This window comes from Caulobacter sp. NIBR2454, assembly GCF_027474405.1.
Taxonomy (GTDB): domain Bacteria; phylum Pseudomonadota; class Alphaproteobacteria; order Caulobacterales; family Caulobacteraceae; genus Caulobacter.
This window is the reverse complement of the sequence record NZ_CP114871.1, coordinates 2,880,003-2,894,062: the sequence shown is the minus strand read 5'-3', so window position 1 is coordinate 2,894,062 and position 14,060 is coordinate 2,880,003. Positions and strand designations below refer to the sequence as shown.

Genomic DNA, 14,060 nt, shown 5'->3' with positions numbered 1-14,060 from the left:
AGCTTATGCGTCGAACTTGGGACGTTCCTCGACCAGCTCCACGCCGGTGATCTCGTAGTGGATCAGTTCGGCGATGTTGGTGGCGTGGTCGCCGATGCGTTCCAGGTTCTTGGCGATGAACAGCAGGTGCGTGCAGGCGGCGATGGACTCAGGATCCTCGGCCATGCGCGCCAGCAGGCTGGCGAACAGCTGCTCGTAGTGTTCGTCGATCTCGGCGTCCTGCGACCAGACTTCGACGGCCTGGCTGACATTGCGCGAGCCGTAAGCGGTCAGAACCGCGCCAAGGCGGGCGGCGACCAGACGGCCCATGCGTTCGACCGGAGCGGCGAAGGGGGTCACGCCCGAGGCGCCGATCTTCAGCGTGCGCTTGGCCACGTTCTTGGCCAGGTCGCCACAGCGTTCCAGGTTCATGGCGATCTTCATGGCCGCGATGGGTCGGCGAAGATCCTCGGCCATGGGTTGGCGCAGGGCGATCATGCGGACCGACTTGCGTTCGATGTCGATGGCGAGGGCGTCGAGGGCCGGGTCGCGCTTGATGGCGCGTTCGGCCAACTTGAAGTCACTCTGGAAGATGCCCGACAGGGCGTCGTCCAGCTGGCTCTGAGCCAGGACGCCCAGCGCGATCACGCCCTCCGTCAGTTCGGTGAGTTCGTTCTCGAAGGCGGTGATGGTGTGTTCCATGTCAGGTCCTCCGAGGTCTAGCCGAAGCGGCCGGTGACATAGTCACGGGCGCGTTGGGTGACCGGGTTGGTGAACATCTGCTCGGTTGGGCCGAATTCGACCAGGTTCCCCAGGTACATCAGGCCCGTATAGTCCGAGCAGCGCGCCGCCTGGCCCAGGTTATGGGTCACGATGACGATGGTGTAGTCGGTCTTGAGCAGGGCGATGGTCTCTTCCAGACGCGCCGTCGAGATCGGGTCGAGCGCCGACGCCGGCTCGTCCAGCAGCAGGACTTCAGGCTTGATGGCGATGGCGCGGGCGACGCACAGACGCTGCTGCTGACCGCCGGAGAGGCCGAGGCCCGACTCCTTGAGCTTGTCCTTCACCTCGTCCCACAGGGCGGCGCGGCGCAGGGCTTCCTCGACGCGGGCGTCGGTGTCAGCCTTGGAGAGCTTTTCGTACAGACGCATGCCGAAGGCGACGTTGTCGTAGATCGACATCGGGAACGGCGTCGGCTTCTGGAACACCATGCCCACGCGCGAGCGCAGGGTCGGCAGGTCCAGGCTGGAGCTCAGGAGATCATAGCCGTCGAGCATGATCTTCCCGCTGGCCTTTTGACCCGGGTACAAGGCGTACATCCGGTTCATGGTGCGCAGCAGGGTGGACTTGCCACAGCCCGACGGGCCGATCAGCGCGGTCACGGCGTTCTTGGCGAACCCGACGCTCACCCCGAACAGGGCCTGCTTGGTCCCGTAGTGAAAATCCAGGTTCTGGATGTCCACCTTCACCAGTTCGGACGGCACCGGAACGATGGAGGTTTCGAGAGCGCCTTCTTGCGCCGGGTTGAGGATGGCGTTCATGAGCGACGGGGCTCCCTGGCGACGATGCGCGCGATGATGGTGACGGCCAGCACGGTGACGGCGATGAGCAGGGCGCCCGCCCAGGCCAGGCGGCGCCAGTCATCATAGGCGCTGAGCGCGTACTGATAGATGACAACCGGCAGGCTGGCGGTCGGCTTGCTCATGTTGAGGCTGAAGAACTGGTTGTTCAGGGCGGTGAACAGCAGGGGAGCGGTCTCACCGGTGATGCGGGCGAAGGCCAACAGGGCGCCGGTCAGGATGCCGCCGCTCGCCGAGCGCCACAGCACCGACAGGATGGTGCGCCACAGGGGGGTGCCCAGGGCCACGGCCGACTCGCGCAGGGCGCCCGGCTGCAGCCGCAGAACATCCTCGGTGGCGCGGGTGATGACGGGCGCGGCCAGCAGGGCCAGGGCCGCGGCGCCGGCATAGCCCGAGAAGCCGCCAAAGGGCGAGACCAGGATGCCGTAGATAAACAGGCCGATCAGGATCGACGGGGCCGACAGCAGGACATCGTTCAGGAAACGGACGACCGCGCCATACTTGCTGTCGCCAGCGTACTCCGCCAGCCAGGTGCCCGCCAGGACCCCGATTATCAGGGCCGCGGTCATGCCCAGGGCGCACATCATCAGCGAGCCGAGGATGGCGTTGCGCAGGCCGCCTTCCGAGCCGGGCGCGGGCGTGTCCTTGGTGAAGACGGCCAGATCGAGGCCGCCGACGCCCTGTTTGACCAGGGACCAGAGAATGGCGGCCAGGAAGGCCAGGGCGACGAAGGTCACCAGATAGCAGCCGACGGCGAAGATGCCGTTGGCGATCTGGCGCTGGATGGCGCGTGCCGATTTCATCAGTGTTGGCTCCGGCCGATCAGCAGGCGGGCCAGGCCCAGCACCGCGAAGGTGATGACGAACAGCATCAGGCCCAGGGCCAGCAGCGAGGAGGTATGGGCCACGCTGGTGGCTTCGGTGAATTCGTTGGCGATGGTCGAGGCGATTGTTGAGCCGCTGTCGAAGATCGACGCCGGGAAGCCATGCGAGTTACCGATGATGAAAGTCACGGCCATGGTCTCGCCCAAGGCGCGGCCGAGGCCCAGCATCACCGCGCCGATGGCGCCGCTGCGCACATAGGGCAGGGTGACCGAGGAGACGACCTCAAGGCGGGTCGCGCCCAGGCCATAGGCGCTTTCCCGAACCTGCGGCGGCACGGTCAGAAGCAGCTCGCGCAGCATGGCCGCCATGAAGGGCAGGATCATGATCGCCAGGATGATCGCGGCGGCCAGGATGCCCGTGCCATTGGGGATGCCGGTCACCAGCTTCTCCATCAGGCTTCCTGGAGGGGCGGCCATCATCAGCGGCATCTGGACATGGTTGGCGAAGAAGGGGGCGAAAACGAACAGCCCCCACATGCCGTAGACGATGGAGGGAATGCCGGCGAGCAGTTCGACCGCCGTGCCGATCGGGCGGCGCAGGACGGTCGGGCAGAACTCCACGAGAAAGATCGCCACGCCGAAAGCGACGGGCAGGGAGAAGGCGAGCGCCAGGGCGGCGGTGAGGATCGTCCCGACCAGCGGCCCAGCCGCGCCATAGACATCCGTCACCGGATTCCATTCGGAGGACGTGATGAAGCCCAGCCCCATGGCCTGGAAGGCGGGCCAGCCGCCGATCGCCAAGGTGACGATGACGCCGCCCAGCGCCGCCAGCAGCGCGGTGGCCGCGCTAAAGCACAGGGCCTGGAAGATGGGATCGAAGCTGGCGCCCTTGGGCCTTGCGGCGCGGGGCGCCTTCAGGCCCGGCGATGCGTCTGCGGTCAGGGTCATCTGCTTCTCACCGAAGGGGCGCCGCGAAAGTCAGGGGACATCCGCGGCCAAGTGGCGTCGCTGGGATCAGTTGGCGACAAGGACGGATTTGCCGCCAGACTTGATCTGGCTGGACCAGGTTTTGCGGATCTGGGTCTTAATTGCTGCGGGCATGGCGACGTAGTCGAGGCTCGATGCCAGATTGTCGCCGCTCTTGAAAGCCCAGTCGAAGAACTTCAACACCTCCCGGCCCTGTTCGGCGTTCGTTTGGTTCTTGTGCATCAGAATAAAGGTGGCGCCCGTGATTGGCCACGAGTTCGCGCCCGGCTGATCGAGCAGCAACAGATAGTAGCCCGGGGCCGACGACCACTTGGCGTTGGCGGCCGCGGCGCTGAATGCGTCGGCGGTCGGCTGGACGAACTTGCCGGCCCTGTTCTGCATCTGGGCGTGGGTCAGCTTGTTCTGCTTGGCGAAGGCGTACTCGACATAGCCGATGGAGCCGGTGGTCTGCTTCACGAAAGCCGAGACGCCGTCGTTTCCCTTGCCGCCCAGGCCCGTGGGCCACTGGACCGAGTCATTGGCGCCGACCTGCTCAGCCCAGCGTGGAGCCTTTTGAGACAGGTAGGTGGTGAACAGGAAAGTAGTCCCTGATCCGTCGGCGCGATGGACCACGGTGATCGGGATAGGGGGTAGCTTCACGCCCGGGTTCAGCCTGACGATGGCCGGATCATTCCAGCGCTTGATCTGGCCGCGAAATATGTCGGCCAACAACGGACCGGTCAGTCTCAGCTGGCCCGGCGCAACGCCCGGAATGTTTAAGACCGGAACCACGCCGCCGATGACGGTTGGAAACTGAATCAGTCCGCTCGAGGCGAGATCGTCCGGATTCAGCGGCTTGTCTGAAGCGCCGAAGGCCACCGTCTTGGCGGTGATCTGGCGAATGCCGCCGCCTGAGCCGATGGCCTGATAGTTCAGGCCGACGCCGGTCTGGCGCTTATAGGCCTCGGCCCATTTAGCGTAGACGGGGGCGGGGAAGGTGGCGCCGGCGCCGGAAATGTCGGCCTTCGCGGCGGTCGCGCCGAGGGCTGTCATCGCGCCAGCGCAAACCACCGCTATGAAAATGCGCTTCAGCATAGCCATCCCCTGCCGCTGTGACGGCGCCGAGCAGGCGCGTCTTAGCGGCGTTTAGTGACCCTCGGCGATGGTTCTATGAGTGTTGTATGATGGTTTGACGACGATCACCGTCGTCGGGCCCTTCCAAAAGTCATGAGGGCCTTATCGCGCGACAATCGGTCACGTAATCGTCATAAAAAGTTAAGCAAACCGTCATGTGGCTTCAGTAAGCCGGTACTCATCACAAGCGGCATTGCGAAGTCGTCGCGGCCAACGCGGCAAGAGGGGGGCGCTTCATGAGCCAAGCTAGTTCAGCGCGGCGGTCTGTCGCTCGGGGCGCGCTCATCGCGCTGCTGCTCTCAACCGGCGCGACCGGCGCTTACGCCGCCGACCCCCGCGACGCCGAGATCGCCGCCATGCGTGCTCAGTTGGAAGCCCTGACCAAGCGCCTTAACGCGTTGGAAGCGGCCAACGCCGCCGCTGCGATGGCCTCCGCCGAAGCCAAGGCCACGGCCGAAGCGGCCAACGCGGAGATTATCGAACTTAAGATCGCCAGCGACGCCACGGACGCCGCGGTCACCAAGCTGGCCGCATCGCCCACCGTTGCGATGTCGAACGGCCGGCCGACCTTCTCCACCACGGACGGCCGATTCACCGCCAGCATCCGCGGCGTGTTGCAGGCTGACGCCGCGATGTATTTCCAGGATTCGGCTGGCCCGATCAGCGTCGATCTGCGCCGAGGCGCCGGTTCGGGCGACACCGCTCGCGCCCGCGATCTGAACGACGGCGCCAACGCGAGACGCGCCCGCATCGGTATCGAGGGCAGGCTGTTCGGCGACTTCCAGTACAACCTGCTCTACGACTTTGGCGGCTCTGGCGCCGAAGACGCGGGGCGAATTCATGAGGCCTGGCTTCAGTACAGCGGTTTCAAGCCGCTCCAGATTCGGGCCGGCGCCTTCGACCCGCAGGTCAGCCTCGGCGCCAACACCTCGACCTCGGGCTCGGTATTCTTGGAACGCCCGGCTCCGGCCGAGACCATCCGTGGCCTTGCCGCCGGCGACTACCGCATGGCCATCCAGGCCTTGGCTAATGGTGATCTTGGCGGCGGCGACACGGGCATTTCCGCCTACTGGCTGGCCGCCGGCGCTGTTACAGGATCGACCGTCGGCACGATCAATTCGAGCGGCAGTGTCACGAATCAACCGTTTGATGAGCAGTTGGGCTTCACCGGTCGGGCGGCCGTCGCTGCCTTCTCCGGCGCGAACTGGCTGGCCCACCTTGGCGTGAACGGCTCGTACGTCTCGCGGCCGGCCGACGCCATCGGTCCCGACGCCGCCGGCGCCCGCTTCCCGGTCCAGTTCCGCGATCGACCGGAACTGCGCGTCGACGCCACTCGCTTGGTCGATAGCGGCGCCATCAACGCGGACAACGCCTACACCGCCGGCCTGGAAGCGGCCGTTCAGCGGGGCCCCTTCCTGGCCGAGGGCGAGTATTTCAGGTTCGGAATCGACCGCATGGGCAGCACCCTGTCCAATCCGAGCTTCAAGGCGTGGTACGCGCAAGGCAGCTGGGTGCTCACCGGCGAGCAGCGCGTCTACAACCGCGCCATCGGCGCCTTCGACGCGCCCAGGCCGAATTTTCCGTTCAACCCGGCTGCCGGCGCATGGGGCGCGCTGGAACTGGGCGTGCGCTATTCGGTGCTGGATCTGAACGACAACGAGGGGACGGCGGGCTCCGCCCCGGCGGCGAACGCCGTCCGCGGCGGCGAGCAGTCGATCTGGACCGTCGGTCTGAACTGGTACATGAACCCCAGCGTACGCCTGATGTTCGACTTCCAGAACGTCGAGATCGATCGCCTGTCGCCTAACGCGACGACGTTCGTCACTCCGGTCGGCGCTCAGATCGGCCAGGAATACCAGGTCGTTTCCACACGCCTGCAACTGGCTTTCTGAGGGCGCGGAACGTTTCGGGTCAGGGGGAGGTTTTAGAGCACCAAGAAGGAGCTCCCCTTGAAAGTCAGTGAAGTCATGACCGCGCAGGTGGTCACCGCCAAACCGGACACCTCGGTCCGTGAGATCGCCCGCCTGATGTCCGAGATCGACTCAGGAGCCCTGCCCATCGTTGAGGACGGCAAGGTCACCGGCCTGATCACCGACCGCGACATCGTCGTGCGCCTGGTGGCCAAGGGCGGCGACCTGGACGGCCCGGTTTCTGAGGTGATGAGCTCCGATATCCAGAGCTGCAGCGAGGACGACAACCTCGCCGACGCCACCGCGAAGATGGCCAACCATTCGGTTCGCCGGCTCGTCGTTCTGAACGGCGCAGGTCGCCTTACTGGCATTCTGTCGCTGGGCGATGTGGCGCAGGACTACGGCGCCAAGGTCGTCGGCGCGACGCTGGAGGAAATCTCCGCCGCGCCCGCCGACCACTAGAAGCGATCCAAGAACGAAGACGCCGCGCCCTCAACGGAGAGCGCGGCGCTTTTTATAGACCTAGCTGAGATCCAGTGCGTAACCGGCGGAGCGCACCGTGCGGATGGCGTCCACGGTCGAGTCGGCGTTCAGGGCCTTGCGCAGGCGGCCGACATGAACGTCGACGGTGCGCAGGTCGATATAGACGTCCGGACCCCAGACCGCGTCCAGCAGGCGCTCGCGGCTGAACACCCGGCCCGGATGCTGCAGGAAATAGTCCAGCAGCTTGAACTCCGTCGGACCAAGCTTCACCTCGCGGCCGCCGCGCTTCACCCGGTGGGCGACGCGGTCCATGACGATGTCGCCGTGGGCCAGCTGGTCGTCGGTCAGGCCTGGACGGCTGCGGCGCAGCAGGGCGCGGACGCGGGCGGTCAGCTCGGTCATGCCGAAGGGCTTGACCAGATAGTCGTCAGCGCCGGTGTCGAGACCACGGACCTTGTCCGTCTCCTCGCTGCGGGCTGTGAGCATGATGATCGGCACATTGCGGGTCTGGGCCCGGCCGCGCAGGCGGCGGCAGACCTCGATGCCCGAGACCTTGGGCAGCATCCAGTCGAGAACGACCAGATCCGGCGCGTCCTCGCCCATCCGCAGGATGGCGTCCTCCCCATCGGCGGCGTGGGTGACGCGATAGCCTTCCTTTTCCAGATTGTACTGAAGCAGGGCGGCCAGGGCGTCCTCATCCTCGACGACGAGAAGGTGTGGTTTCACAGCGCCAAATCCTCTTTGGGTGGTGAGTCGAGCGCGCTCCATTTGGGGCGCTCTGCGGTGATCTCTTCGCCGGTGATCTCGAAATGGATGATCTCGGCAATGTTGGTGGCGTGGTCCCCGATCCGCTCGAGGTTCTTGGCGATGAACAGCAGGTGCGCGCCGGTCTGAACCGTCGCCGAATCCTGCCGCATCAGCTCAAGCAACTCGCGGAAGAGGCTCTCGTAGTGGTCGTCGACCTCCTCATCCCGGCGCCAGACGCCGAGGGCGCGGTCGAAGTCGGTGACGGCGTAGGCGTCGACGACCTCGTTGAGGCGGGACGAAACCAGGCGGCCCATGCGCTCCATGGCGCGCATGATGCTGGTGGGGTCGGCGTCGGCCAGGACCAGGCTGCGCTTGGCGATGTTGCGCGCCAGGTCGCCGCAGCGTTCCAGGTTCATGGCCAGCTTCATGGCCGAGACCGCCCGGCGCAGGTCACCGCCGGCGGGGCCGTGCAGGGCGATGAAGCTGATGGCGCGTCGCTCGATATCCGCCTGCATGGCGTCGAGACGCACATCGCGTTCGATCAACTGGCGAGCCATGACCGTATCGCGCTTGGCCAGACAATCGACGGCGTCGGCGACCTGGGATTCGGCTAGGCCGCCCATTCGGGTCACTTCAGCGGCGAGTTGGCGAAGTTCATCGGCGCGGGATGCGTCCACAGCTGTCTCCGTACTGGGCTCTTAATAGCCGGCGCACATGACAGTTTTGCGACAGGTAGCGCTAGTGTGTGACAGGAAAATAGGCTGTGAATGTCGTGCCCTGGCCTTCGGCGCTTTCCACCACCAGACCCCCGCGGTGACGGTTGACGATGTGTTTGACGATGGCGAGGCCCAGGCCGGTGCCGAGCCGCTCGCCGCTCTTCTGGCCCTCGACGCGATAGAAGCGCTCCGACAGGCGGGGCAGGTTCTGGCGAGCGATGCCAGGGCCGTCGTCGGAAACCCGGATGATCACATAGTGGCCCACGGGCGTGTCGGGAGTCAGCAGGGACAGGCGCGCCGCGCCGGCGCGTGACGGGACGGCCGCCGCGCCAGCGGGGGCGAGCAGGACTTCGACCCGCACCTCGCCGCCGGTGGGCGAATATTTGGCCGCGTTGTCGATCAGGTTCTGCAGCACCTGCACCACCTGGTCGCGGTCGCCCAGGGCCATGGCGGGGGGCGAGGGCAGGTTGGGCGTGATCTTCACGCCGCGCTGGGCGTGGATGGGCCCGCTGGCGCTCATCACGTCGTGAACGGCGGCGTTGATATCGACCTCGCCCGACGGCGGGATGTGTTCGTTGAGCTCGATGCGGCTGAGCGAGAGCAGGTCGTCGATCAGGCGGGCCATGCGGCCGGCCTGGGCCGCCATGATGGCGAGGAAACGGTCGCGGGCGGCGGGATCGTCCTTGGCGTGGCCCTGCAGGGTCTCGACGAAGCCGGTGAGCGAGGCGAGCGGCGTGCGCAGTTCGTGGCTGGCGTTCGCCAGGAAGTCGGCGCGCATGCGCTCGTTGCGGCGGGCGTCGGTCTCGTCGCGCAGGATCAACAGCACCTGCTTCAGGCCGCCGGGCGTGTCGGGCAGGGGACGCAGCAGGGCGCGCCACCAGCGCGGCTGGGCGCCGTAGGTTTCATAGGCCGCTTCCGCTCCGCCATCGGCCAGCCCCTCGTCCACCGCTTCGAGCAGGCGGGGGTGGCGCAGGACCGAGACCAGGGGCGCGCCTTCGGCCGGAATGCGCAGCAGGGTCTGGGCCGCGGCGTTGGCGAAGGTGATCGTGCGATCCGAGGGATCGGTCAGGTCGCCGGCGGCGATCACCATCACCGGATCAGGAAGGCGTTCGACGATTTCGTCGGCGTCGGGCGCCTGGGGCATGCTTCAGACCTCGCCTTTAGCGCCGGCGGCGCGATGGAAGAGCTGCAGGCTGCGCAGGCGCGCGAGCTTTGCAGCGTCGTCCACGTATTCGGCGGGTGCGACAAACGCATGACCAGCGTCATAAAAATAGACGGGAAGGTCGGGGAAGGCGGCGATGATGGCGTCGCTGATCGCCGGCGGGATCAGTTCGTCGCGCTTTCCCAGGTGCAGGATGAGCGGAACCCTGGGCGTCTCGTCCAGGTGTTCGGCGATCTGGTGGCCGTAGAAGGCCGACACCGCCGCGATCCCTGTGCAGCGGCTGGCGGCCATCCACGCGGCCGTACCGCCCCAGCAAAAACCCATGACGAAGACGGGCGCCTTGAGCCAATCGATCGCCGCCTGGATGTCGCCGAGCGTGGCGTTCCAGTCGGTGCGGACGCCGAAGTCCATCTTCCGCTGGCGGGCTGCGGGATCGATGTCCACTTCGGGGAAGCCCCGCTCGAACCGGTCGAGGAGGCTGGGGACCAGCACCTCATAGCCCTGGTCGGCATAGGAGGCGGCCAGGTCGCGCAGGTGGGGCGTTACGCCCCAGATGGCGTGCAGGATCACCAGACCGCCCCGTCGGGCGTCGGTCGGCGCGACGTGGAAGGCCTCGAACGCGTGGCCGTCGGCGAGGTTGGTCAGGGTGACGACTTGGCCCATCGAGTCAGTCCGCGTTGGCGACGAAGAGTTCGCGGGTCAGACGACGCGCCTCCGCCGCGTCATGCGGGTCGGAGTCGGGGCGGCCGTCGTTGTTGAAGCCGTGGCCCGAGGCTTCATAGATGTGAACCGGCACGTCGGGGTGGTGGGCGTGGATCGCGGCCGCGACGCCGTCGGCGGGAATATGCGCGTCCTTACGGCCGAGATGGACGATCACTGGACAGCGCAGGTCGATGTCGGCGTTCTCGCCGACCAGGCTGCCGTAATAGCTGGCGGCGGCGGACAGTCCCTTGCAGCGCCCTGCGGCCAGCCAGGCGAGGGAGCCGCCATAGCAGTAGCCCACCACGAAGACGGGACCGCGCGGGTGCATCTCGTCGATGCAGGCCTGGATGTCCGACAGGGCCGTGCCCAGCGGATGGGCCAGGGCGTGGTTGCGACCGCGCGCGAAGCCTTCGGGGCCGTGGTCCGCGACAAAGCCCGGCTCATAGCGGTCGAACAGGGCGGGGGCGATGACCTCGTAGCCGGCGTCGGCCCAGCGGGCGACGTCAGCGTGGATGTATTCGTCCAGACCGAAGATCTCCTGCAGGACCACCACCCCGCCTATCGCCTCGCCTTTTGGCAAGGCGTGAAGGGCGGTGAACTCGAACCCGTCGCGCGGGCTCTTGAGGGTGATGGTCTCGGCCATGAGGCCTCCTGCGGGGTATCCTAGACGTTGAAGCGGAAGTGCATCACGTCGCCGTCCTTGACGACGTATTCCTTGCCTTCGGAGCGCATCTTGCCGGCTTCCTTGGCCCCCGCCTCGCCGCCGAGCTTGACGAAATCGTCGAAGGCGATGGTTTCGGCGCGGATGTAGCCCTTCTCGAAATCGGTGTGGATGACGCCGGCGGCCTGCGGACCGGTGTCGCCCACGTGGATCGTCCAGGCGCGGGCTTCCTTGGGGCCGACCGTGAAGTAGGTCTGCAGGCCCAGCAGGTTGTAGGCCTCGCGGATCAGGCGGTTCAGGCCGGGCTCTTCGAGGCCCAGGGTTTCTAGGAACTCGGTACGCTCGGCGGCTTCGAGCATGGCGATCTCGCTCTCGATCTGGGCGGAGATCACCACGGACTTGGCCTTGTCCTTGGCGGCGCGTTCGGCCACCAGGTCGGAGAACTTGTTGCCCTTGTCGGCGGACGCTTCGTCGACGTTGCAGACATAGAGGGCCGGCAACGAGGTCAGCAGCTGCAGCATGTGCCAGGCCTTTTCGTCTTCCTTGTCCACGCTGGCGGCGCGGGCCGGGCGGCCTTCACGCAGCTGGGCGAGAGCGAGGTTGATCAGGCGCAGGGTGTTGGCGGCTTCCTTGTCACCGCCCGACTTGGCCTTCTTCTCGATGGCCGGCAGGCGCTTCTCCAGGCTCTCCAGATCGGCCAGCATCAGCTCCATCTCGATGATCTCGAGATCGCTGAGCGGATCGATGCGGCCCTCGACGTGGGTGATGTCGTCGTCCTCGAAGCAGCGAGCCACGAAGGCGACGGCGTCACAGTCGCGGATGTTGGCCAGGAACTGGTTGCCCAGGCCCTCACCCTTGGACGCGCCGCGCACCAGGCCGGCGATGTCGACGAAGGTGATCCGGGCCGGGATGATCTCCTTGGAGCCGGCGATCTTGGCCAGGGCGTCCAGGCGCGGCTCGGGGACCGCCACGTCGCCGGTGTTCGGCTCGATGGTGCAGAACGGATAGTTGGCCGCCTGGGCGGCCGCCGTCTGGGTCAGGGCGTTGAACAGGGTCGACTTGCCGACGTTGGGCAGACCGACGATGGCGACTTTCAGGGCCATGGAGCACTCGCAGATTTGGTTGGCGCGCGACCTAGCACGGATGGGCCGTTTGACGAAACGGCGGGCTCCGGTGTCTCCGCTGGCCGTTTCGTGGATTCGGCGCGGGGACAGGCGAGGGGGCGGCGAGGACGAGGGTGTCCCAATCGAGGGGCGGAGATTACGGCTACGGCTCTGGTGACTGGGATTGGACGCGGTTTCATCCCACGATCATGCGCCCGCCGGCGCGGGGGTGGATAGGCGGGGCGCCGATGTCTCCACAAAGGGCCCGAGAGTCGCGAGAGTATCGGTCTCCACTGTCTCCATCCTGAGGAGCGCGACAGCGCGTCTCGAAGGGCGCAGCCCCTTGAACTCATCTGTAACTGTGCCGATATCATTCGCGCAGATTTCAAGGAGGCTCCCATGAGCAGCGTTCGTCCTGTCATCAAGCTGGTCAAAGGCGTTCCGACCTCGGACGGCGACGGCGTGCGGCTGACCCGCGTGCTGGGCACGCAGGAGGCGCAGATGTTCGACCCGTTCCTGATGCTCGACTGCTTCGACACCGCCCAGGCGTCGGACTATGTGGGCGGCTTTCCCGACCACCCGCACCGCGGGTTCGAGACGGTGACCTACATGCTGGAGGGCCGCATGAAGCATGCGGACAACACCGGCCGCGAGGGGATCATCGGCACCGGCGGCGTGCAGTGGATGCGCGCTGGCCGGGGCATCGTCCATTCGGAGATGCCGCTGCAGACCGACGGCCGCATGCGCGGTTTCCAGTTGTGGGTTAACCTGCCCGCCGAGCTGAAGATGAGCGCCCCCGGCTATCAGGAATTCGAGGCCGAGCAGATGCCGGTCGAGACCCGCGAAGGCGGCGTGACGGTGAAGGCCATCGCCGGGACCACCAGCGAGGGCTCGGTCGGGCCAGTGGGCGGCGGGGCGGTGGACGCGCTCTATTTCGACATCACCATCCCGGCCGGCGCGCGGTTCGAGGAGCCGGTGGGCGACGAACGGGCGGCGATGCTGGCGGTCTATGAAGGCTCGGTCCGCGTGGCCCATGACCAGGTCGACGCCCTGACCGGCGTGTTCCTGGGCACGGGCGGCCGCGTGGTGGTCGAAGCCAAGACCGACGCGCGCCTGCTGCTGATCGCCGGCAAGCCCATCGGCGAGCCGGTCTTCTGGCACGGCCCCTTCGTGATGAACACGCGCGAGGAGATCGTGCAGGCGGTCGAGGACTTCAACGCAGGGAAGTTCTGAGTCTCACGGCTCAGAACTCGCGAAGGCGGCGACGCGGTCGGCGAAGGCCTTTGGTTGCTCGACGTACATGAAGTGGCCCGTGGCGGGGACGACTTCGTGTAGGGCTCCGGGAAGCAGGGCCTCGATCTCGAGGGCCTGTTCATGGACGTTCTCGATGTCGACCTCGCCGACCAGGATCAGGGTGGGCGCCTTGACCTCGCCCAGGCGCGCCTTGCCATCGACCATGAAGCGCTCCTTGTTTCCGGCGCCGAAGTTGTGGGGATTGGCCTTGATCCAGGCGACCACGCGCTCGCGCGCGCCGTCGGCGTCCTTGGTCAGGATGTAGGGGTCCCTGGCCGCGCCCTCGATGTCGCCAGCCCTGAAAAGGGCCTGAAGTTTCAGGCCTCGCGTCATGAAGGCCAGGGACGGCTTGAAGCCCGCGACCCAGGGGCCGACCAGGACCAGGCGATCCACCGCCTCGGGATGAGCCAGAGCGAAGTCCACGGCGACGCCGCCGCCCGCCGATGAGCCGACCAGGGTGGCGCGTTCGATATTGAGCGCCTTGAGCAGTTGCTCCAGGTCCTTGGCGGGATTGTAGGTCTTGGCCTCGGTGGGCGGCGAAGCGCCATAGCCGCGGCGGTCGTAGCGCACCACGCGGAAGCGCTCGCACAGCAGGGGTTGGACGTCCTCATAGGCCGCCGAATGCAGGATGCCGTCGTGGATCAGGACGATGGTCCGGGGACCTGAGCCGCAGGCCTCGTAGGCTAGTTTGCCGCCGTCGACCTCGACGAAGCTCGGCTCGGCCAGGGCCGGAGCGGCGCTGAGCAGCAGGCATGCGGCGGCGATCGCCCGAACGGGCGTTGAAGAAAAGCGCATTGGGTG

15 protein-coding genes are annotated in these 14,060 nt (G+C 66.6%); 3 read left to right on the top strand and 12 right to left on the bottom strand.

Annotated features, from left to right (window positions below):
* Positions 1–3: 3 nt before the first annotated feature.
* The 5 genes from phoU (O5K31_RS14050) to pstS form a co-directional block, all read right to left on the bottom strand.
* The gene (phoU, locus tag O5K31_RS14050; protein WP_269714299.1) at positions 4–681 is read right to left on the bottom strand and encodes a phosphate signaling complex protein PhoU; all 678 of its coding nucleotides are present in this window, start codon (positions 679–681) and stop codon (positions 4–6) included.
* 17 nt (positions 682–698) lie between these two features.
* On the bottom strand, positions 699–1,520 hold the full coding sequence (gene pstB, locus O5K31_RS14045) for a phosphate ABC transporter ATP-binding protein PstB (protein ID WP_269714297.1): 822 nt from the start codon (positions 1,518–1,520) through the stop codon (positions 699–701).
* Positions 1,517–2,362, bottom strand: a complete 846-nt coding sequence (gene pstA / locus O5K31_RS14040) for a phosphate ABC transporter permease PstA (RefSeq protein ID WP_269714295.1) — start codon at positions 2,360–2,362, stop codon at positions 1,517–1,519. Before pstA ends, pstB begins: the two co-directional genes overlap by 4 nt.
* On the bottom strand, positions 2,362–3,330 hold the full coding sequence (gene pstC, locus O5K31_RS14035) for a phosphate ABC transporter permease subunit PstC (protein WP_269714293.1): 969 nt from the start codon (positions 3,328–3,330) through the stop codon (positions 2,362–2,364). The genes pstA and pstC overlap by 1 nt, the downstream gene beginning before the upstream one ends.
* A 66-nt stretch (positions 3,331–3,396) precedes the next feature.
* Complete coding sequence (pstS, locus tag O5K31_RS14030; RefSeq protein WP_269714292.1) at positions 3,397–4,443, bottom strand: phosphate ABC transporter substrate-binding protein PstS; 1,047 nt, start codon at positions 4,441–4,443, stop codon at positions 3,397–3,399.
* A gap of 275 nt (positions 4,444–4,718) precedes the next feature.
* Between pstS and O5K31_RS14025 the strand changes: the two genes are divergently transcribed.
* Complete coding sequence (locus O5K31_RS14025; protein WP_269714290.1) at positions 4,719–6,374, top strand: OprO/OprP family phosphate-selective porin; 1,656 nt, start codon at positions 4,719–4,721, stop codon at positions 6,372–6,374.
* Positions 6,375–6,431: 57 nt separating this feature from the next.
* Positions 6,432–6,854 (top strand): CBS domain-containing protein, encoded by a 423-nt coding sequence (locus O5K31_RS14020; protein WP_269714289.1) that lies wholly within the window; start codon positions 6,432–6,434, stop codon positions 6,852–6,854.
* Positions 6,855–6,914: 60 nt separating this feature from the next.
* On the opposite strand, the gene phoB is transcribed toward O5K31_RS14020, so the two are convergent.
* From phoB to ychF, 6 genes are all read right to left on the bottom strand, one after another.
* Positions 6,915–7,601, bottom strand: coding sequence for a phosphate regulon transcriptional regulator PhoB (gene phoB / locus O5K31_RS14015; RefSeq protein ID WP_269714287.1), 687 nt, complete (start codon positions 7,599–7,601; stop codon positions 6,915–6,917).
* Complete coding sequence (gene phoU / locus O5K31_RS14010; RefSeq protein WP_269714285.1) at positions 7,598–8,299, bottom strand: phosphate signaling complex protein PhoU; 702 nt, start codon at positions 8,297–8,299, stop codon at positions 7,598–7,600. Before phoU (O5K31_RS14010) ends, phoB begins: the two co-directional genes overlap by 4 nt.
* Before the next feature lie 61 nt (positions 8,300–8,360).
* Positions 8,361–9,482, bottom strand: a complete 1,122-nt coding sequence (locus O5K31_RS14005; RefSeq protein ID WP_269714283.1) for an ATP-binding protein — start codon at positions 9,480–9,482, stop codon at positions 8,361–8,363.
* Between the two features lie 3 nt (positions 9,483–9,485).
* On the bottom strand, positions 9,486–10,163 hold the full coding sequence (locus tag O5K31_RS14000) for a dienelactone hydrolase family protein (RefSeq protein ID WP_269714281.1): 678 nt from the start codon (positions 10,161–10,163) through the stop codon (positions 9,486–9,488).
* A 4-nt stretch (positions 10,164–10,167) separates the two neighbouring features.
* Positions 10,168–10,845 carry a dienelactone hydrolase family protein gene (locus tag O5K31_RS13995; RefSeq protein WP_269714280.1) on the bottom strand — a complete coding sequence of 226 codons (678 nt, stop codon included), beginning with the start codon at positions 10,843–10,845 and terminating at the stop codon, positions 10,168–10,170.
* Positions 10,846–10,865: 20 nt separating this feature from the next.
* Entirely contained in the window at positions 10,866–11,966 is a 1,101-nt protein-coding gene (ychF, locus tag O5K31_RS13990; RefSeq protein WP_269714278.1) for a redox-regulated ATPase YchF, read from the bottom strand.
* A gap of 399 nt (positions 11,967–12,365) precedes the next feature.
* Here ychF and O5K31_RS13985 point away from each other — a divergent pair, with 399 nt between their 5' ends.
* Positions 12,366–13,199 (top strand): pirin family protein, encoded by an 834-nt coding sequence (locus O5K31_RS13985; RefSeq protein WP_269714276.1) that lies wholly within the window; start codon positions 12,366–12,368, stop codon positions 13,197–13,199.
* A gap of 3 nt (positions 13,200–13,202) precedes the next feature.
* Here the strand turns inward: O5K31_RS13985 and O5K31_RS13980 are convergent, their stop codons facing one another.
* On the bottom strand, positions 13,203–14,054 hold the full coding sequence (locus tag O5K31_RS13980) for an alpha/beta fold hydrolase (RefSeq protein ID WP_269714274.1): 852 nt from the start codon (positions 14,052–14,054) through the stop codon (positions 13,203–13,205).
* Between the last annotated feature and the right edge of the window lie 6 nt (positions 14,055–14,060).